Consider the following 21583-nt stretch of genomic DNA (forward strand, 5'->3'; position numbering starts at 1 on the left):
ACATTACTATAATATCAAACATTTATGTACTTGTAGCGATGATTCTGTATAAAATTTCATGTAACGTATTAAAAAGGAGTAAAAAGATTAATATCGAATATAAAATAACAAAGATATTTAGATTCTACATTATAATGAAAGGTAGTTATAAGGGGGATTTTCTATGTTATGTAATGATAAATATTCATTTACTCCAACTGGAAAAATAGAAAATGATATTAAAGCTTTTCTACTAAAATATAATAAAGAGTTTACATATAAACATTCAATTCGTGTGGCAAATGAGGCAAAAAAGATTGCAGAAAAGTTTCACGTAGATAAAGAAAAAGCAGCAATTGCAGGATATTTACATGATATTAGTGGCATTTTTCCAAACGAGGAGCGGATTGCAGTTGCTGAAGAATTTGGTGTAGAAATAGTGGAAGCGGAAAGAAAGTTTCCTATGATTATTCATCAAAAATTATCGAGGGTAATCGCAAAAGAAATATTTAAAGTCGAAGATGAAGAGATTTTAAATGCAATTTGTTGCCATACAACGTTGCGTAAACATGCAACGAAGATGGATTTAGTATTATTTGTTGCAGATAAAATAGAATGGGATCAAAAAGGGACACCACCATATTTAATAGAAATAAAAAAAGGATTGGGAAAATCTTTGGAAAAAGCAGCTTTTGTATATATTTCATATTTGTGGGAAAGGAAAGATACATTGAAAGTTATACACCCGTGGCTAGAAGAAGCATATTGGGATTTAAAAAGAATTGTACAGTAGAAAGGACAAGGAAATGCAATTAAAAGAATATATGAATCAAACATTTCCAGAAGTTACATTAGGACCCTACTTATTATCTCAGTGGGAAAATCATTTGCATTTTGATTTCGGAAAAGATAAATATCAAATTGTAGAAGGAACCAACGATTTAAATATGGAATACTTTTCTCAACTATATACATATAATAAATTCTTATTTGAAGACATATTTTCAAAAGAAGATGTAGTGTTTGTAGTGACAAATGTTTATAGATTTAAAAAGGAAAACATAAAAACTCCACAGAAAATAAATGTATACAATAAATATATTAAGAAAAGAGATTTAAGATTTCATATAAGACAAGAAACATTACCGTTTCTATTTGAAGATGAAGAAGCAGATTTATATTGTACATATCAATTTTCTTTAAAATGTCTCGTAGAAGATATTAAGTATGAATCGCTTATACAAGCTGCTAATCATGAGGATTTTTCTGATTTGTATCCTCGATTTGGACAAAAAAAGAAATTTTTTATCCAGATGTATTTCTCATTAATGCAACGAAAGATATTGTCATGTTTATGTATGATGATAGAGGATGTGAAGTAATTGCGAAGAATAAAGAAATAATACGAGATTTATATAAGAAATACAAAGAATGGATTCCAGATTATGAACGAGAAAGTATAGATAACATATTTAAATGACAATAGGGGAAGTGAAGCGTGTAATGAAACGTATTGCAATTGTATCTGCATGGGAACCAGAACTGACGTATTTGCATCAACATTATCCAAGTGAACGTGTTGAAAAAAGGGCAGCTTGGGAATTTCATTTTCATACTATTAATGAGTTGGAAATTATATCAGTTGTTACTGGTGTCGGTAAAGTAAGCTGCGCTAGTTGTGTACAATTGTTAATTAGTGAGTTTCAGCCAGATGAGTTGTTTATGACAGGAATATGCGGAAGTTTATCAAACAAGGTGAAAAACGGTCATATTGTAGTCGCACTAAACGCAATACAACATGATGTTACTGCTGCTGGTTCAGGGGAAGATGTTTTTAATTTATATAACGGTAGAACAGCACCTATTGAAACAACAAAATCACTTGTAAGAAGAATAAAAAAAATACGATCGTATGATCCGATACATTTCGGTACATTTTTATCAGGAGATCAACGTATTCGTAGTTCGGAAATGAGATATTTACTCCATACCGTATATGGAGCATTGGCAGTTGATCAAGAAGTAGCAGCTTTCGCCTATGTATGCCAAATAAATAAAAAACCATTTCTCTGTTTAAAAGCTGCTTCAGATCAAGCAAATGATAAAACGAAAGAAGAACAAAAAATCTTTAAAATGCTAGCATGTGAAAGAGCATGTGAGCATTTAATTGCTTTTTTACGTGTTTATGAGGTTAATGTAGTAAATAATAGATAGTTTGTTATAAAACAAATCAATAGTGAGTTATATGTAGGGAAATGTCCGCTCATTTCAAATTAAGAGCTGAAATTTATAATAGATGGAATATATTATATGGGTACACGTTGAGTTTAATATAAGCAGTTGGAGGGCAATTTTATATGATTCAATATAAAAGGTGTAGTGAAGTAAATATTGATTTAGTATATGAAGCTTTTAAAGATGGATTTTCAGATTACATTATTAAGATGGAGGTTTCAAAAGAGGATTTTATACAACGTTTTTTGGGACCAGAAGGTAATTTGCTAGAACATTCTTTTCTTGCTTTAGAAGAAGGCAAACCTGTTGGCGTAATACTAGGTGGTATAAAGGATTATGAAAGTATAAAGACTATGCGCTGTGGAACATTAGCGGTTCATCCTAATTACCGCGGTATTGGTGTAAGTCAAAAATTATTTGAACTGCATAAAGAAGAGGCGATTCAACATGGATGTAAGCAACTTTTTCTCGAAGTCATTGTAGGAAATGACCGAGCGATTCATTTTTATAATAAGTTGGGCTATGAAAAAGTGTACGATCTTTCTTATTATAATTTAAATGATTTGACTAAAATAATGAATAAAGATTGTAAGGATAGTGAAGTAAACCAATTAGAATTTCCAACTTTTAAAGATGAAATTCAGAAATGGTTAAACTTCCATATAAATTGGCAAAATGATATTGATTATATCAAAAAAACAAATAATGTATTTTATGGTGCATATGTCGATAATGACTTAAAAGGCTCTCTATGTGTAAATAAACAAGGTAAAATTAGTTTTATTTTCGTAGACAAAGATTATAGAAATATTGGTGTTGGGATGAAATTATTACAAGTAGCAAGAGAAGAATTAAATTTATCAAGTTTATCAATTGGGTTTCCTAACAATAATTTACTGGAAGGTTTTCTTAAGAAATGTGGATTTGAAAAGAATTCTTTAGCGCAATATGAAATGTATTTATTACTCTAAGAGCGGAAAGATTTATTCTTTTCGCTTTTTATTTTGCTGTTATGTTGGTAAATGCTCCGCAACTATAATTTATAATGAGAGGGATTTTGTTTATCCTTAAGTTATTTTTTAAATTGTCAATTTCATGCTAATAATTTTCTTTGTATAATATTCTAATTTTATGTAGAATAGATACGATGGGAGGGGATGAAATGAATAATGGATTAAAGTTTAAGATTTTTGAATTGCATTGTCTCGTTCAAAAGACTTATTCTGATATTAAAATAGCGTGTAATATTGCTATTTATCAAGAAAACACTTCTAAATATTTAATTTCATTAGGATTTTTAAATAAATCATATATGACTTATATAGAAGCAAAAAGATTCTATCGCGAAAATGAAGAGCTTGTAAGTGTAGAATTTGATAATTTCTTTGATATGTATGATAAATTAGAAAACGAATTAAAACAAGTTATTTCAACTGAAGATAAAAATCCTTCATTGCTACATAGCAGACTTGATCAGTTTCAACAGAAAGTTGAAAATATAAATGACCTAATAAAAGTATTGCAAAATGCTCGTTAATGAATGCTTTTTTCTTTTTTGTATAGAAATTATGTATTAAAAACATTTTAGGGATATTACATATTAAAGAGGTGGCTTTTGTTGATTACAAAAGTCATCTTTTTATGTTAGGAATAGATTGTATACATTTTAGCAGTTTTATATAAATAATAGAAATTTATACGAGGTAAATATCATGGGAAATAAAAAAGAAATAGCTATAGTTGCATTAACTACAGGATTCGTTTTAACAAGTGTAACACTATATGGAGTAGGTCATGCAGAGGAACCTGGTCAAATGCAAGTTGAAATTCAAGAGGATTCGTTCCGTACAGGTAATCTGACACAACCATCAAAAAAGGCACCAGAGAATGTAGTGAAAGATGCACTTAAGGAAAATACGGAGCATGCTTTGTCTCCAAAACAAGTTAGTGCAGAAACAGGAGTAGATTACAAAGTTCTTCAAAAACGTGGTTCTTATGATGGAACTACACTTGTGCGCATGCAACAAATATATGAAGGAAAAGAAGTATATGGCCACCAGTTGACTGCTCACGTAGATAAAAAAGGTATTATTAAAAGCATTTCAGGAGCTAGCGCACAAAATTTAACACAAGAAGATTTAAAGAAACCTATTAATTTATCAAAAGAAGAAGCAAAACAATATATTTATAAAAAGTACGGAAACGATACTAAATTTATTTCTGAGCCAGAAGTTAAGGCAGTTATTTTTGTTGATGAAAATCATGGGGAGGCTAGCAATGCATATCAAGTTACATTTGCTGCTACAACACCAAATTATGTATCTGGAACTTATTTAGTGAATGCTCATAATGGTGAAATGTTAAAAGATATGGTACAAGAATCAAGTTTGAAAATAAGTGAAGAGTATGTTGAATCCGTTAAGGAAAATAAAACTAGCAATTTCACATCATTAACTGGAACAGGAAAAGATGATTTAGGCGTAACTCGTACATTTGGTATTTCTAAACAGACCAGTGGGAATTATGCACTTGCTGATTACACAAGAGGACAAGGAATTGAGACATATGATGTAAATTATAGAGATATTACAAATGAAGAAAGTTATTATCCTGGTATACTAGCAACTAGTGTTTCAACAACATTTAATGATCCAAAGGCGGTAAGCGCTCATTTCTTAGCAACAAAGGTATACGATTTTTATAAAGAAAAATATAAGCGTAATAGTTTTGATAATAAAGGAAAAAAAGTAGTTTCAGTTGTACATGCATGGGATTCTGGAGGAACAAATGATCCTGAAAATTGGGAGAATGCATTTAGTACTAATATTAATAACATTAGTATGCTTTTATATGGAGATCCTATGGTAAAAGCATTCGATATAGCGGGTCATGAATTTACACATGCAGTTACATCAAGTGAATCTAACCTTGAATTTTCAGGAGAATCTGGGGCAATTAACGAGGCATTATCGGATATTATGGGAACGGCTATAGAGAAATACATAAATAATGGGGAATTTAACTGGACAATAGGAGAACAAACTGGATCGACTTTTCGTAATATGAAAAATCCAACTGCAATTAATTTTTCAGAAGGACTACCGTATCCTGATGATTATAGTAAATATAATGATTTAAATGGAGAGGATTATGGAGGCGTTCATTTTAACTCAAGTATTATTAATAAAGTTGCGTATTTAATGGCACAAGGTGGTACTCATAACGGTGTAAATGTAAATGGTATTGGTGAAGATAGAATGTTTGATATTTTCTATTATGCAAATACTGATGAATTAAATATGACTTCTAATTTCTCTGAATTGAAATTGGCATGCCTTAAAGTGGCAACTAATAAATATGGAGCGAACTCAATTGAAGTTCAAGCAGTCCAAAATGCTTTTGATGCGGCAAAAATTACAGGAACGGTGAAAGAAAACGAAAAAACAGCAGAAAACCAAGCTCCAGAGTTAACTGTACCGTTTACGATTACACTACGTGTAGGTGATACGTTTGATCCAATGAGAAATGTAAAAGCTGTTGATAAAGAAGAGGGTGATTTAACAAATAAAGTAAAGCATAAAGGCGATGTAGATACTTCAAAACCAGGTACATACATTGTGGAATACTTAGTCGTTGATTCCCAAGGGAGAAATACAACGGCTAGACAGACTGTAATTGTAGAGGGAAATGGAGAAACATCAGATTTAGAACCTAAATTAACAGTGCCTGTTGGAGCGACAATTCATGTAGGAGATTCATTTGTTCCAATGGCAGAAGTATTAGCTATCGATAAAGAAGACGGTGATCTCACTTCTAAAATCAAAGTTGATGGTGAAGTAGATACAACTAAAGCCGGTACTTACGTATTAACGTACACGGTTACAGATTCTAAAGGTCATGAAGTAACGGCGAAGCAAACTGTAACGGTCAAAGTTAGAGAAGAAGTTAAAAATGATAAACCAATACTAAAAGTACCTGCTACAACTTCAATTACTGAGGGTGATCAATTTGATCCATTGGTAGGGGTATCAGCTACTGATAAAGAGGACGGTGACCTTATTTCTAAAGTAGCGTATGAAGGAACTATAGATACAACTAAAGCTGGTACTTATGAAATAATATATAGTGTTAGAGATTCCGTGGGTAATGAGGTAAATGCAATACAAAAAGTATTAGTGAAAGATAAAGAAACTAGCAAAGCTAATGGCCTTGCTAATAAGGAAAATAAGAGTAATATCTCAAACAACAGTAATAGCGATAAAAAAGAATATACATATAAGGAGCTTCCAAAGACGGGTGTAAGTACAACTAACAGTGCAGCAATCGGCATATTGATGATTATTACAGGCACAGTACTCACTTTTGTTCGCAAATTTAGAAAGATACAAAAATAATAGTAGGGATCATTCGTTTGAAGAAAAGAGTTCATTATTCAAAAGAAATAAAATAGAAAGTAAGTAAAACAAAATATGGATTTTTTACTTAATAAGATTTTAGTAGTTAAGCGGTGCATTTGGCTTCTATAAAAATTTGTAGTTGGATCATGTTCTGTCTACAAAACTACATTACATAAAAAACACGTTACTATTCTCATTAAAATAAAAGAATAGTAACGTGTTTTTTGGTTTGGAAAAAGCATAAATCCTATAGTTCATGAATCTGGGAGTGCTTCTAATCTGCCATTGATGAGTTACTGAAAACATTTTGTTTTAATGGAAGTTTCACTCTAAATGACAACATGAGATTTTCGATATTTACCAGGTGTTTCATTGGTGAATTTTTTAAAAATTTTAGTGAAATAACTTTGATCGCTAAAATTAAGCGAAGCGCATATGTCTGATAAAGGATAGGTGGTGAAAGTTAATAATTTCTTTGCTTCTTCGATTCGTTCACGTTGAATGTACTCAATTAATGAAATACCGACTTCTTTTTTAAATAATATAGATAAATAATCTGAATTCACATTTGCAAATTTAGCAAGTTGTTTAACAGATATTGGATTGTAAATATTTTTAAAAATGTAGTTTTTACAAATAGCAATAGTCTGTGAATATTGCTGTGTTTTTTGTGCCTTTACACGGTCTGCAAAGGTACAAAAAGCATTTTTTAATAAATCCCAAACAGATTCTTTGTCTTTTGAATCTTCTGTTCTTTGGATATGTAAATCATAAATTTTGTAAGCAATCCCAGATGGAAGTCCCCCTTTTATCGCATATCTAGTAGCGAGCGTGATGGATGAAATACAAATGTTTTTATGACGTCTTAATTGATGGAATGAAGATAAAGATGAAAGAGTCTCTTGTTGGAATTCGTAATAATATTTGAGTACGGTTTCTTTATCCCCTTCTTCTATAGAACTAAGTAGTTGCTGCTCTATATATAAATTATGATAAATAGATTCGTCTTTTTGCATTGAAATATATACATCTTCGTTTAAGATGCTGCTATGACTTATATGAAGTGAGTCACTGTTATTTGAAAAGGTGCTTACATCTGAATTTTTTTTATAGAGAATGTTATAGAACAATATCGCTATATTTACAAAGAAATTTTGATCTTTGACTGACAATGAAAAATAATGGTCTCTTGTTCTTTTATAATTTGGAATAAAATTAAGGTTACTATCCGCTTTACTTGTAGAAAAATTTACATGTGTCAAGGGCCCAATAATAACAGTACCGTTCACCATATAATCGCTCTTTATGTGAATTAAAATAAAGTGCCCTAGATATTCGTGAGTTCTGAAGATGGGGGAATTATATGTATCATTTCTCTGAAAAAGCATATGTAACTGTTCTATTTTTGATGTATATAACGAATGTGAATCATTTTTTGATTTAAATTCTAAAAGAATATTTTTGTTACAATCTAAAAAACAAACTGGAATTTCGAAAGATTGAAAAAACACATTGCAAATGTACTCTATCTCAACTAGACTGAGTTTTTTAGTCATATTCTTCCTCCTTACAGTTATGCGTAATAGTTAAATAAACATATATTCCTTTTTCATAAGTAGATACGGAAAACCTTTATCAATAAAAAATATAAATAAAAGTTATAAACTTCTAAGAATAATACCATAATTTAACATGAATAGCACATATTATTTGAATATACAGGTAATAGTTTTGGACAGTAACGTAAAATATGAATCGTCACACTTATTTGTTGGTTATTACTTATATGTATTAAAAAATGATTAAGATTGGATTTTAAATAGGGATAGGAAGTGAGAAATGAATAGATTGACAGTAAGTGACTAGTCGAAATTAGCAGTGAAAGCTATTATGTAACAAATGTAATGATTCTTGAAATAGGGATATACGTGTAATTTAGGGGAGAAAATTACATATATCATGTGGAGAGACAACGTAATAATAGAAGATAAGAAAAGTGAATAAGTGATTGTAAACAATGGATTGTTGGACGACTATGTTTTATGTTATTCGTTTAAATCTGATACTTGGCACACTATTGCTTTTAAGAAGGTAATAGTAATAAAGAAATTTTTAAAATGATAGAAGTAGTAAAGGGGATAAGAGAAATGAAAAAAATATTTAGTGTGCTTTTAGTGTTATTCTTAACATTTTCTACATGGTCTAGTGTATTAGTAAAGGCAGATTCACCATCTAAAGGTACTTTAACGATTCATAAGTATGAACAAGAAAAAGATGGAGCGCAGGGACTAGAAGGTGACGGTTCTGCAAATCAAGAGGTGCCAAAAGATGTGAAACCATTAAAAGGTGTAACGTTTGAAGTGAAAAGGGTTGCTTCTTTTGAAAAAATTTCAAACGATGGGAAAATCGTAAAAGAAGACGTGAAACCTGTAATGGGAGCCACTCCAAATCAAGTAGTAACAGATGATAACGGACAAGCTGTATTAAAAGATCTTCCGCTAGGACGTTATGAGGTGAAAGAAGTGGCAGGACCTCCACATGTTAATCTAAATCCCAATACGTATACAGTGGATATCCCATTAACGAATAAAGAGGGTAAGGTGCTAAACTATGATGTTCACATGTATCCCAAAAATGAGATTAAACGTGGTGCAGTGGATTTAATAAAAACTGGTGTAAATGAAAAAGCATTAGCAGGTGCAGTATTCTCTTTATTTAAAAAAGACGGTACAGAAGTGAAAAAAGAGTTAGCAACAGATGCTAATGGCCATATCCGAGTGCAAGGATTGGAGTATGGAGAATACTATTTCCAAGAAACAAAAGCTCCGAAAGGCTATGTAATAGATCCAACTAAACGTGAGTTTTTTGTTAAGAACTCCGGAACAATTAATGAAGATGGAACTATTACTTCTGGTACAGTAGTTAAAATAGAAGTGAAAAACTATGAAGAACCAACAATTGATAAAAAAATTAACGGAAAAATGGAAGCGTTACCAATAAATCCGTTAACTAATTATAATTATGATATTAAAACATTAATTCCAGAAGACATTAAGGAATACAAAAAATATGTGGTAACAGATACTTTGGATAATCGTTTAGTGATTCAAGGAAAGCCAATCGTGAAAATTGATGGAGCAGAAGTAAATGCAAACGTTGTTGAGGTAGCTATAGAAGGTCAAAAAGTAACAGCTACAGTAAAAGATTTCACAAAATTAGATGGTAAAAAAGAATTTCATTTGCAAATTAAATCCCAAGTAAAAGAAGGAGTACCATCTGGTTCGGAAATTTTAAATACAGCAAAAATACATTTTACAAATAAAAATGATGTAATTGGAGAAAAGGAATCTAAACCTGTAGTTGTTATTCCGACAACTGGAATAATTGAGTTAACAAAAATTGATAGTGCTAATAAGAATAAATTAAAAGGTGCAGAGTTTGTACTTAAAGATAATAATGGAAAAATAGTTGTCGTAGCAGGAAAAGAAGTAACAGGTGTATCAGATGAAAATGGTGTTATTAAATGGTCTAACATTCCATATGGAGACTATCAAATTTTTGAAACGAAAGCACCAACATATACAAAAGAAGATGGTACAAAAGCATCTTATCAATTATTAAAAGACCCCATTGATGTAAAGATTAGTGAAAATAATCAAACGGTTAAATTGACGATTGAAAATAATAAAAGTGGATGGATTCTTCCGGTAACGGGTGGCATAGGAACGACTCTTTTTACTGTAATAGGCCTTACGTTAATGCTTACAGTGGCATTTGTTTTCTTTAGAAAAAAGTTTGCTAGAAATTAAGATTTTAGGAACATGTAACTATGGGAAAAGGGGAGAAGCAAAATGCTTCCCTCTTTTCGATATTTAAGCATATACAGAGGTGGAAATATGAAACGAAATCTTGTTTTTGGGGGTATTTTTTTATTTGGATTAGGTATTTTTTTATATCCTACTATTAGTAATTGGTTGGCGACTCGTGCACATTATTCTGAGATTAGCTCTTACGATAAGAAGATCAAAGCGCTACAAAAGAAAGAAGTCGAACGTAGGGAAAAAGAAGCAGCCGAATATAATAAACAAGTTCAAACTTCTGCGAAAACATTTACAGATCCATTTTCTGAAAAAAAAAGTAATTATCAAGCGTATGCTGATGTGTTAAATTTAGGAGATGTAATGGGGTATATTGAAATATCGAAAATTAATATAAAACTGCCAATCTATCAAGGGACCTCTGAGGAAGTATTGGGTCGCGGGATAGGTCATTTAGATTTTTCTTCGCTCCCGGTAGGTGGAGAAAGTACGCATACTATTTTAACAGGGCATCGTGGTTTACCATCAGCAAAATTATTTACAGATTTAGATAAGTTGAGCAAAGGAGATCTTTTTTATATTCATTCTTTAGACAAAGTTCTTGCTTATAAAGTAGATCAAATTAAAGTAGTGTTACCACACGAAACGGACGATCTACAAATTGTACAAAAAAAAGATTATACAACTTTAATTACGTGTACGCCTTATGGAGTAAACACCAATAGATTGCTAGTTCGAGGTGTGCGTGTGGAGTTAAACGAGAAAGAAAAACAAAAAGTGAGTACAGAGATATTTATATTTAATAAGTGGACTGTAATAGTTCCAATCCTATTGTTATGTGTGTTTCTAGTCGTAATTTATAAGAAAAGGTTAACTAGATAGAATGTATTTATTTATCCTGCATTAATGGGAAGTGGGACCGGAAATTCAGAGATAAGTAAAGAAGGTATATAGGGGATTGAAGTAAATCATCATTAATAAAAATTTCATTTTATTCGACTATAGAAAAAATACGGTAAAGGTGGGAACAAAGGAATTGAGGCTACGATTAAAGCTGGTAAGTATTCATTTTATTGTTTTGTTAATGTTAAGTGTAAGTTTTTTCGTATATGTACCAAAAGAAGCATATGGATCCACGACAAACCTAGAAAGTCTAGGTGATATATCGCGTTATAATGCTGTTGTTTTTGGTAACCATAAAGCAGTAGGTGGCGACATTGAAGGGGCAATTGCAGTTCAAGGTGACATGGATGCATCGGGGTATACGATTGTAGGTGCTGCAGCGGGAACATCTAATATAGTAGGTGAAAAATGGGTTGATGAGGGATATCCGTCTTTGTTATTGTCTGGAAAATTTAAGAAATCAAGAGAAGAATCTTTTATCATTCAAAACGGAATAGTTGTAATGACAAAAGAGAGTGATCCAGATCGCATAATACAATCTTCTTATGATCGTATCGTTTATAAAGAAAAACTAGAAATTGACGCGAAATTTAATGAATTTCGCAATATAGTGAACCAAGTCAGTAAAAATGCAGGTCAATATAAAACGAATACCCCAATTCCAAATATGAGTCATGGAATCGGAAAAGATATAAACAATCCTAATATTTATGTTTCATCAGAATTGACAGGGAAAATCAATTTAGATATAAGAGATGTATTTTTACCGAGTGCTAAGGACAAAGATTTTATTGTTATGTATTCGGATGCGATAGAGGTTACATTTAAAAATGGGGCTATTCTATATGACAAGAACAATATTGGAAGGGCTACGGATATAATTCCCACATCACAACCCTATTCTCCTAATTCACCATTTACTGAGCTATACAGTAAAATGATTTGGGTTTTTCCTAATGCGAAAAAGATCACAACAGAAGGATATGGTGTTGTTGGAAGTGTGTTTGCTCCCAATGCTGTATTAGAAACAAAAGGCGGTTCGATTAATGGACAAGCATTTGTCGGTGCGGTACAACAAACTGGTGGATTTGAGTTTCACAATTTCAAATTTAACTGGAAACATTGGAACAAGCCTAGTACAGGAAAAGTAAAAATAAAAAAGGTTGATAGTAATAATGATAATAAAAAATTGGTGGGAGCAAAGTTTAAAATTGAAGATTCAAAAGGAAAAATAGTTGGAGAACTAGTAACAAATGAAGAAGGAGAAGCGATATCAAAAGACTTACCAACAGGAAACTATACCGTAGTGGAAGTAGAAGCACCTAAAGGTTACGAATTATTAAAAGATAACATAACTGTAAAAATAGAAAAAGATGCAGTAGTAGAAATTAAAATAGGAAATAAGAAATTGCCAGATCCAATGGGGAAAATGAAGCTTGTGAAAGTAGACATAAGTGATAAAAATAAAAAACTAGCAGGGGCAAAGTTTCATATAGAAGATTTAAATAAAAAAGTAGTTGGAGAACTAGTAACAAATGAAGAAGGAGAAGTAATATCAAAAGACTTACCAATAGGAAACTATACCGTAGTGGAAATAGAGGCGCCTAAAGGTTATGAATTATTAAAAGATAAAATAGCTGTAAAAATAGAAAAAGATACAGTAGTAGAAATTAAAATAGGAAATAAGAAATTGCCAGATCCGAATGGGCAATTTGAAATTGAAAAAGTTGATGATACGGATAGTGAATTAAAGCTAAAAGGCGCTGTATTTCAAGTGTTAGATAAAGAAGGGAAAGAAGTTAGTAGATTAATAACGGATGAAAAAGGAAAGGTAATTTCCAACCAATTAGCAATTGGAAAGTATACGATTAAAGAAATAAAAGCACCGAACGGATACATGTTACTTAGAGATCCAATAGAAATAGAAATTACAGAAGCAGTAAAGACACAAAAAATAACAGTGAAAAATGCGAAGAATAATTGGGTAATTCCTAATACTGGTGGGAGCGGAACAACAATTTTTTACGTGATTGGTATTATGCTAATGTTTGGTGTGCTATATTTCTGTAAGAAAAATCGTATATTATGAACTAATTTTATAGAGTTAGACAGATTGTTGCGTTAGAGAGTTTTTAGGGCATGAGTTCGGTATTGTACTGGACTCATGTTACTAAATTTGTTGAAGGAGGGAGCATAATAGTAAACATAGAATATATTAATGAATTAAAATATTTAAGAGGTGAAAATGGTGGTAATAAAACAAGACGAAATTAAAGTAGTTGTCGGAGCTGGAGTGTTTAATAATAATCCAGGCTGGATTCAAACACAAGAAGATGAACTTAACTTACTAGATAAAGCTACGTGGGAAGAAAGATTTGAATACAACTCTATTTCAGCTATTTTAGCTGAGCATGTATGGGAACACCTTACTTTTGAAGAAGGTGTAAGAGCAGCTGAAATTTGTTATGAATTTTTAAAACCATCTGGTCATATTCGGTGCCGAGTCCCTGATGCATTCTTTCAGGATGAGGCATATCAAAATATAGTTCAAATAGGGGGCCCCGGTCCGAAAGATCATCCAGCAGCAAGTCATAAAATCGTTCATAATTATAAAACATTAACGAAAATGTTTGAAACTGCTGGATTCGAGGTAGTTTTACTTGAATATTGTGATGAAAATGGTCGGTTTTATTACAACGAATGGGATGCAAACGACGGTGTTATTTTCCGTTCGAAAAGGTATGATTCTAGAAATAAAGGCGATAAACTTGGTTTTCCATCGCTAATTGTCGATGCGATTAAGCGCTAATCATTCAACAAAAAAAGGAGTTAATCCTATGATTTCATAAGTCGCAAATGCGGCTTTTTTATTTGTACGTAAATCTATATTTAATTTTCAATACTATATAACTCGATTTAGAAAATATTTAAGTTTTTCTCAGCGTCATTCGCTTTAAATTAACACTTCGTTGACATAAATATTTATTTTATATTTATATTCGTGTAAAATGAAATAAGAACATATATTCTATATAAGGAGGCAATCAAAATGATAGCTGAAATTGGGAAACTAACTGATGGATATATTGTAAAATTTGAACGTGAATTTCCATATACGGTAGAGGAAGTTTGGTCTGTATTAACAGAAAACAGTAAGCTGAAAAAATGGATGTCCAATTTACAGATTGAAAGCCTTAAAACTGGTGGAATAATAAAGTTCGACATGATGGACGGTTCATTCATAAATATTGATATTTTAGAGTGTCAACTAAACTCAGTACTTGAATTTACTTGGGATAAAGACCGTGTCCGATTTGAAATACATAAAGAGGAAAATGGTACTCTTTTACTTCTTAAAGAGTACATTCATGAATTAACAGATCATACACCGAGAGATGTAGCTGGTTGGCATATTTGTTTAAATCTTTTTTCTTGCGTTTTAGAAGGAGAAGAGAAAGAATTTTCTAAAGATGAATGGCAACAATGGTTTGAAATATACAAGGGTAAGATTCATGAAGTTAGAGGATAATTACATAATAGGTAATATTCATTATGTAATTATTATATTATAAAAATGCTTTTATGGATAAATAAGAATAGAGGTTAATATGAAAGTAAATCAATTAATTGCTAATAACATAAATAAATTAGATGCAACTATACCGTTTAATAAATCGTTTGGAATTGCTGGGTTATCTGGATCGGGTAAAACAACTTTTTGCCAAACAATTGGTGAAGAGTCAAAAAAACGATTAGTTTCTTTATTACCAAAGGCTGAATATCAATATTTATTTCCTAACATTATGGAAACAAATTTTAGTGCTATTAAGATGGAAGAAATGCCATTAGTACTTTTTTTAGGGAAATCATCGATTTCGTCTAATCCACGTTCAACGATTGGTACTCATACTGGTGTTTTTACAGAGGTTCGGGAAAAACTTGCTGAAGTATTTAATCTTTCTCCAGAGGTCTTTTCATTTAATAATCAATTAGGCTGGTGTACTGGTTGTAAAGGCCGTGGTACTACAAAAAATGTTGAGTGTAAAAAATGTAAGGGAAAACGTTATAGTGAAGAAATTGAAAAACATGAAATTGATTTGTTGGCCAAGCCACATTCAATTTCAAATATTAATGATTTAAGTGTTGAATCTATTCTTTCAATAGCAAAAGAATTAAATATTAGTGAAGAAAAACAGCATATACTGCAAAATATTATTAATATGAACATTGGTTATTTAACATTAAATCGAATTATGGGTACGTTGTCAGGTGGAGAGTTAACACGACTTTATTTGGCTGAATTCATGGCAGTAAGTGAAAATGCTGTAATTATTATTGATGAGATTTCAGTTGGACTTGATCATGAAACATTATTGAAAATTTTGGAAGAGATTAAACGATTAGGGTGTAAAAATCAAATTTGGCTTATTGATCATTCAGATACGGTACTAGATACAACTGATGAGCAATTGTTCTTTGGACCTGGTAGCGGAAAATATGGCGGGAAAATTGTGAAAGAATCACCAAGACCAAAGTCAATACTGTGGGATCGAAATAAAGAAATACCAACAGAATATTATACATTCTATGATTTATATTGCCGTAATATCCAAATGGAGGAGTTTCAAATTCCTAAAAACAGGCTTGTAACGGTTACAGGAGAATCAGGATGTGGGAAATCTACACTTGTCAATGAATGTCTAGCTACAGATTTCTTGAAAAGATATCCAAAAGATAAATTAGTTATGGTGGGACAAGACCGAAATCAATCAATTACAAGTCGATCAACTGTAGCAACTTTCCTAGATATTAAAAAGAAACTAACAAAGTATAGTGAAGACATTGATGATATTTTTGAGCGCTCGATTGAGGATATTATTGATGAACTTCCAAATGAAGATATCGCTTATAAACGTTTGAGCCTACTAATTAAGTTAGGACTTGGCTATTTAACATTAGAGAGAAAAACACAAACATTATCGACAGGTGAGTTTCAATGTGTTCATTTAGTTTCGGAATTATTTGCAAACACTAGAAATCCACATACATTATTCATTTTTGATGAGCCTTCAAAAGGTTTATCACAAAATATTTTAAATCAATTTATCGATAGTATTAGAGGTATTCTGCAAGATGAATCAGTTTCTATCATTATGATTGAGCATAATCGTTACATGTTAGAAAGCTCTGATTATATAGTTGATTTTGGAAAAAGGCAGAATGAATCTGTAGAGCATTTGGATGTTGTTAATCATGAGGATTACTATCGTCAAAAAAGTAATGTGAATAGCACAGAGAAAATAAATATCTCTTCAATGCTTAAGCAGAAAAAAGGAGTTCACTATTTAGAAGAAAATCATATTAACTATTTTAAAAATGCCGAAAATGTTTATAAGGGCGGTATTTTAAAAAGTTTATCATCAATGGCTAGGTTAATTTATGGTGAATATGAATCTGATACAATCGCACCTGTTATTGCTATTGATCTTGAAAAACATTTATATAGTCAATATAGTTTCTTATATGAGCTTGGTGGATTAATTAATCATATTGTAGCTGCTCATCCAATTAATAAAGATACGAGAAGTTTTGATTTCTATTCACAGGACAATCATTGTCCATCTTGTTCTGGACGTCTTCAAATTGAAGTTTTTGATAAAGATATTGCCATTCAAGATAAAAGTGTTCCATTTTGGGATGGGCTATTCGATCCAGAAATCATGAAGGTATTAAAATTTTATCAGCATGAAAAAATAGAATTTCTATTCGAAGAAATAAAAAATGAGCTTGGTCACGATTTGTCAAAGAGCTATAATGATATGTCAGAAGAAGAAAAGCATACGTTTTGGTATGGATATTTTGAAAAATCATTTTATGATAAAAAAGGAAAGACACGTAGAACATGGGTAGGGTTTAATACAATTATTGGTGGATATATTGTTATTTCAAAAGCACCTATTAAAGAAGAAATTAAGAGTTCAAAAAAAATGATGAAATGTCCAATTTGTGAGGGGACGGTTTTAAATCATCATAAACCACTTAAATTTGGTAACGTAGATATTCGTGAAATAATCAATCAGCCTATTAATAAAGTATTGAAAACAGTTGGTGATTTACCGGCACTTGTTAAATTGAAGTCTATTGTTGGTGGCGATATGGTATTGACGGAAGATATTTCTTTATTGCCAAGAAAAGCACAAGTTGCACTGAAGATGTTTGAATTAGAACAAGCAAGCTTTTCAAACTATGAAATGGTGTTACAAAATGTCTTACCATTCTGGGGCGAAATAAAAGGAAATATCGAATCCATTAGTGTTAATAATCAAGTAACTGTTTGTGATTTCCCTAATGTTTATGAAACGAGAGAAACCATTATAGATAAGTATTTCACAAATGGTAAATATAAAAAACTTACGTATGTATACGAAGCATTTGGATACAAAAAATTAGTTACCCAAATTAATAAAATTAAAAAAAGTAATCCATGTCCATTTTGTAAAGGTAAGAAAGTGATAACCGAAGATAATCTACATGATGGTGTCTTTAAACTAACAATTCCATGTGTAACTTGTAATGCAAGTGGTATTAATGACGAAGGGTTAAAAGAAGTTGTCGAGGGCGTGGATGTACAAACGTGGTTAACTGGAAAAGCAAGTGATGTTGTGAATGAAAGCTTATTAACAGAAGCGGTTGGAAAAATACCAATTTTTAATCGCATACGTGAGTTGGATAAACGAGATATGATGGCGGTTTATGAATGTTTAGAGAAAAATAACTGATGATGGATTGTCAATTGTAGTAGTCATAAAATAGGAATATAGGTTTTTAATTATGTAAATATAACATGTTAAATTATCGTTTAAATCGTCAAAAAAACGATTGACCCTCACACAATGTCATTGTTTAAGATAAAGTTGAGCTTCAAAGTAGATGTAACTTATAGGAGGAAATCATGTTTAAAATAGGGGATTTTTCAAAACTATCTTCCATTAGTATACGAATGTTGAGACACTACGATAAAGTGGAATTACTACAACCAGTAAAAGTCGATGAGCAGAGTGGATATCGATTTTATTCAGCAGACCAATTAAAAAAAGTAAATCAAATTCAAACGTTAAAAGCTATGGGGTTTAATATTGCTACCATCAAAGAAATAATAGAATGCGATAATATAGATACCATAAAAGAGCAATTTTTAAATCGTAGTGCTCAAATTAAAGAAGACATGAATAACCTCCAAAAACAATTACGTCTCCTCGAAGACTCAATGAAAACGATGAGAGAGGATGTTGTTGAGATGAATTATCATGTTTCAATAAAAGAAATTCCAGAAAGAACTGTAGCTAGTGTTAGAAAGATTATTCCATCGTATAATTGCGAAGGTGATTTATGGAGTGTATTAATGCAAGAAATTCAAATGAAAAATATTAGTGTTGCCCAACCGAGTTATAGTATTGCGGTTTTCCATGATCATGAATACAAAGAAAATGATGTAGATATAGAAATACAGCTAAGTATTCTAGGTAAGCACGAAAATACAAAAGACGTTACATTTAAAAATATGGAATCGACTCATGTAGCTTCTATAACAGTTAATGGAAGTTATGAACAGATGACAGCTGTAAATGAGGCTGCGGCAAAATGGATTGAGACAGAGGGTTACAAATTAGCAGGCCCGATGTTTAATATTTATCATGTGAGCCCAGCGATGGAATCCGATCCTAATAAGTGGGTTACAGAAGTTTGTTATCCAATAAACAAATAAGTAATAAAAAAAGGCATGTTTTATGCCTTTTTTTATTTTATTAATATCTCAAAATATATAATTTTTCCTCTTTACAGTTTTCGTATCGGACTACATAAGGCAATAAAGACTTCAATTATTTTAGTAAAAGCAGCTAAAGCAAATATAAATACAGGATTGTAGGCTGAAATAATTCCACCTACTAATGCCCCCAATGGCATAGATAATCGTGTAAGTACACGAGAAAAACCTAAAACACGTCCTTGCAAATTGGATGGAACAGTTTCCTGCCGAATTGATGTAACAATCGTATTCCATGTGATATTACATGTCATCGCGATACCGAAAGCAATTCCGGGAGCAAGCCAATATGTACTCCATAAAGCAAATGTTAATCCAAGCGCTCCACAAAATAGGAGTAAAGGAATAAGTATACCACGTCGAAATTTCTTTTCTAAAGGAACGGCAATTAAGCTTCCTAAAAGCCCACCTATTCCTATTAAAGTATAATTATAACCACTTTGTGCGGAGGTAAGATTTAATGTCGATAATAAATAATACATAAGTACACCTAAAACAGCACTTGCTCCAAAGTTACCTACCATAGCTTGAAGTGACAAAGCTATATTTAACCGATCATTTTTGAGCCATTTAAATCCATCAAACAAATCATTTAGTACATTTTGCAATATTTTTTTATCAGTATTCTTTTTATTTAAGTTTTTCATAGAAGGTAATATAATCACAGTAATTAATGTAGCAATAAATGAAAGAGCATTAATCCAAAGTACTTGAAAGCCGCCAATAAAAGATATGAAAAGCCCAGCTATGATTGGACCAAACAAACTAGCCAATTGATTAACCATTTGATATAAAGAATTAGCCTTCGTTAATGATGCACCTGCGATGTGTGGAATGACTGTAACTGTTGTTACATCAAAAAGCATGGACATAACTGCTAAGATAAAAGTAATTACGTATAAATGCCAGACTTCTAATATATGTAATGCATGTAAAATTGGTACGAGACTTACTAAAATAATATTGGTAATATCCGCCATCCAAAGTAACTTTTTTCGATCATATCGATCAACTAGTACACCAACTAAAGGGCCAAATAAAACGATTGGCAATACGTTTACAGCAAATAAAGAACTCATAATTACAGCTGAACCAGTTAATTGATAGGCAATCCAAGGCAGTGCAAAAGTATATAATGAATCCCCGATTCGTGAAATGAGTAAACCAAAAATAAAAATCTTGTATTCTTTTGAAAAAATTGTCTTGACAGTTAATCTTCGTTCTTGTACAAATTTCACAATTGTATGAACCACCTTTAGTAAAGAGGAATTTGAAAATAATCCGTCCAATACGTATTAAATATAGAATTCTGTAAGAAGTTGTTGAATCCTACCTTTATAAGGTTAATTTTATATAAAAGTGTAGGGAATAGAAATTAGGGCGGCTTTTATTGGATGAGGCGGTATGATTCGAGAACAAAAGGGGTTGCTGGATAAAGAGTTAATCTTATGACCTTTTCCGCAATTATTGTTGTTAGCAGAACTTTTGAAAGAAGATCCTACATTAATATATCCCTTTTTTAGTTAATAATAGCCTCCTTAATACTAGTTAATACAAGGAGGCATTAAATTTTTAATAATTAATGATATGTGTACCCTCCATCAGGAAATAATACATTACCCGTAGTAAAACTATTTTGCATTAAATATAGGACAGTATGTGCAATTTCATCATTATATCCAGCTCGTTGTACAAGTGAAAGAGATTTATAAGCTTCGTAAGCAACTAGTCTATTTTCATTTTGTTCATTTTCTCTTTGTATTGTTCCAGGAGAAACCACATTAACTCTAATAGGAGCTAATTCCACAGCTAAGGCCTTCCCTAAACTTTCAATAGCACCATTGCAAGCTCCATAAGCAGGCGCACCTTTAAGTGGTCTTTGACTAAAGGCACCGGACATTAACACGATCGATCCAGAGTTTGAAAGAAAAGGAATTGCATATTTTACGGCATAATATTGAGGCCAAAACTTTCCGATGAAGCTACTTTCAGCAATTTCCTCTGTAGAGGTAATTGGTCCAAGTGTATAAGAGGCTCCCGGTGTGAATAAATGATCAAAGTTCCCAACTGTCTTGAAAAAATTTTGTAATTGCTCTTTATTTTGATTATCCAATATATAAGTTTGAAGATGATTGTTATTTATTACTTCTCGAGCAACTTTTAATTTTTCTTCCGAGCGTCCGGCAATAATAACATGTGCGCCTTGTTTAATTGCTTGAGTTGCTGTTGCTAATCCAATACCAGAACTCCCGCCAATGATAACAATACGGCTATTTTCTAATGTAGTAATAGACATATTTTAGCCACTCCTTTAATAAAAAACTTTAGAATATAACTGTGCTATGCTTTTATTATTCGCTAAAAGGGAGCAAGTGAAAAGTACGCACTTTATATGTACATAGTCGCAAATTTCGTACTAATTGCTA

Annotated in this window: 15 protein-coding genes and 1 pseudogene; 13 read left to right on the forward strand and 3 right to left on the reverse strand. The window is 31.5% G+C overall.

The genetic code is table 11. From position 1 onward, the window contains the following. Window positions 1–163 precede the first annotated feature (163 nt). The 6 genes and pseudogenes from yqeK to DN399_RS12210 all read left to right on the forward strand — a co-directional run bounded on the left by yqeK (window position 164) and on the right by DN399_RS12210 (window position 6608). Window positions 164–772: a bis(5'-nucleosyl)-tetraphosphatase (symmetrical) YqeK gene (yqeK, locus tag DN399_RS12185; RefSeq protein ID WP_000882449.1), complete on the forward strand. Its 609-nt coding sequence runs from the start codon at window positions 164–166 to the stop codon at window positions 770–772. A gap of 13 nt (window positions 773–785) precedes the next feature. After that, window positions 786–1459 (forward strand): annotated as a pseudogene (locus tag DN399_RS28390) (DUF3885 domain-containing protein). Next, entirely contained in the window at window positions 1456–2193 is a 738-nt protein-coding gene (mtnN, locus tag DN399_RS12195) for a 5'-methylthioadenosine/S-adenosylhomocysteine nucleosidase (RefSeq protein ID WP_001987381.1), read from the forward strand. The pseudogene DN399_RS28390 and the gene mtnN overlap by 4 nt, the downstream one beginning before the upstream one ends. Window positions 2194–2336: 143 nt before the next feature. Then, window positions 2337–3185, forward strand: a complete 849-nt coding sequence (locus tag DN399_RS12200; RefSeq protein ID WP_098906011.1) for a GNAT family N-acetyltransferase — start codon at window positions 2337–2339, stop codon at window positions 3183–3185. A gap of 191 nt (window positions 3186–3376) precedes the next feature. Beyond that, complete coding sequence (locus DN399_RS12205; RefSeq protein ID WP_001059025.1) at window positions 3377–3751, forward strand: hypothetical protein; 375 nt, start codon at window positions 3377–3379, stop codon at window positions 3749–3751. A gap of 175 nt (window positions 3752–3926) precedes the next feature. Next, a complete protein-coding gene (locus DN399_RS12210; protein ID WP_149149617.1) occupies window positions 3927–6608 on the forward strand; it encodes a M4 family metallopeptidase in 2682 nt (893 codons plus the stop codon). A gap of 332 nt (window positions 6609–6940) precedes the next feature. On the opposite strand, the gene DN399_RS12215 is transcribed toward DN399_RS12210, so the two are convergent. After that, window positions 6941–8167 (reverse strand): AraC family transcriptional regulator, encoded by a 1227-nt coding sequence (locus DN399_RS12215; protein ID WP_149149618.1) that lies wholly within the window; start codon window positions 8165–8167, stop codon window positions 6941–6943. Window positions 8168–8758: 591 nt separating this feature from the next. Between DN399_RS12215 and DN399_RS12220 the strand changes: the two genes are divergently transcribed. The 7 genes from DN399_RS12220 (at window position 8759) to DN399_RS12250 (ending at window position 19097) form a co-directional block, all read left to right on the forward strand. Further along, entirely contained in the window at window positions 8759–10420 is a 1662-nt protein-coding gene (locus tag DN399_RS12220; protein WP_179953533.1) for a SpaA isopeptide-forming pilin-related protein, read from the forward strand. 87 nt (window positions 10421–10507) lie between these two features. After that, on the forward strand, window positions 10508–11311 hold the full coding sequence (locus DN399_RS12225) for a class C sortase (RefSeq protein WP_080353301.1): 804 nt from the start codon (window positions 10508–10510) through the stop codon (window positions 11309–11311). A 154-nt stretch (window positions 11312–11465) separates the two neighbouring features. Further along, window positions 11466–13421 (forward strand): SpaA isopeptide-forming pilin-related protein, encoded by a 1956-nt coding sequence (locus DN399_RS12230; protein ID WP_149149620.1) that lies wholly within the window; start codon window positions 11466–11468, stop codon window positions 13419–13421. A 159-nt stretch (window positions 13422–13580) separates the two neighbouring features. Further along, entirely contained in the window at window positions 13581–14141 is a 561-nt protein-coding gene (locus DN399_RS12235; protein WP_149149621.1) for a class I SAM-dependent methyltransferase, read from the forward strand. Window positions 14142–14381: 240 nt separating this feature from the next. Then, window positions 14382–14861, forward strand: coding sequence for an SRPBCC family protein (locus DN399_RS12240; RefSeq protein ID WP_000559843.1), 480 nt, complete (start codon window positions 14382–14384; stop codon window positions 14859–14861). A gap of 79 nt (window positions 14862–14940) precedes the next feature. Then, on the forward strand, window positions 14941–18111 hold the full coding sequence (locus DN399_RS12245) for an ATP-binding cassette domain-containing protein (protein ID WP_016122551.1): 3171 nt from the start codon (window positions 14941–14943) through the stop codon (window positions 18109–18111). Window positions 18112–18284: 173 nt separating this feature from the next. Then, complete coding sequence (locus DN399_RS12250; protein ID WP_149149622.1) at window positions 18285–19097, forward strand: MerR family transcriptional regulator; 813 nt, start codon at window positions 18285–18287, stop codon at window positions 19095–19097. A gap of 71 nt (window positions 19098–19168) precedes the next feature. On the opposite strand, the gene DN399_RS12255 is transcribed toward DN399_RS12250, so the two are convergent. Continuing rightward, entirely contained in the window at window positions 19169–20395 is a 1227-nt protein-coding gene (locus tag DN399_RS12255) for an MFS transporter (RefSeq protein ID WP_149149623.1), read from the reverse strand. 341 nt (window positions 20396–20736) lie between these two features. Then, window positions 20737–21453: an SDR family oxidoreductase gene (locus tag DN399_RS12260; protein WP_048535362.1), complete on the reverse strand. Its 717-nt coding sequence runs from the start codon at window positions 21451–21453 to the stop codon at window positions 20737–20739. Window positions 21454–21583 lie beyond the last annotated feature (130 nt).

It is taken from the genome of Bacillus sp. AR4-2 (assembly GCF_008274865.1).
Taxonomy (GTDB): domain Bacteria; phylum Bacillota; class Bacilli; order Bacillales; family Bacillaceae_G; genus Bacillus_A; species Bacillus_A cereus.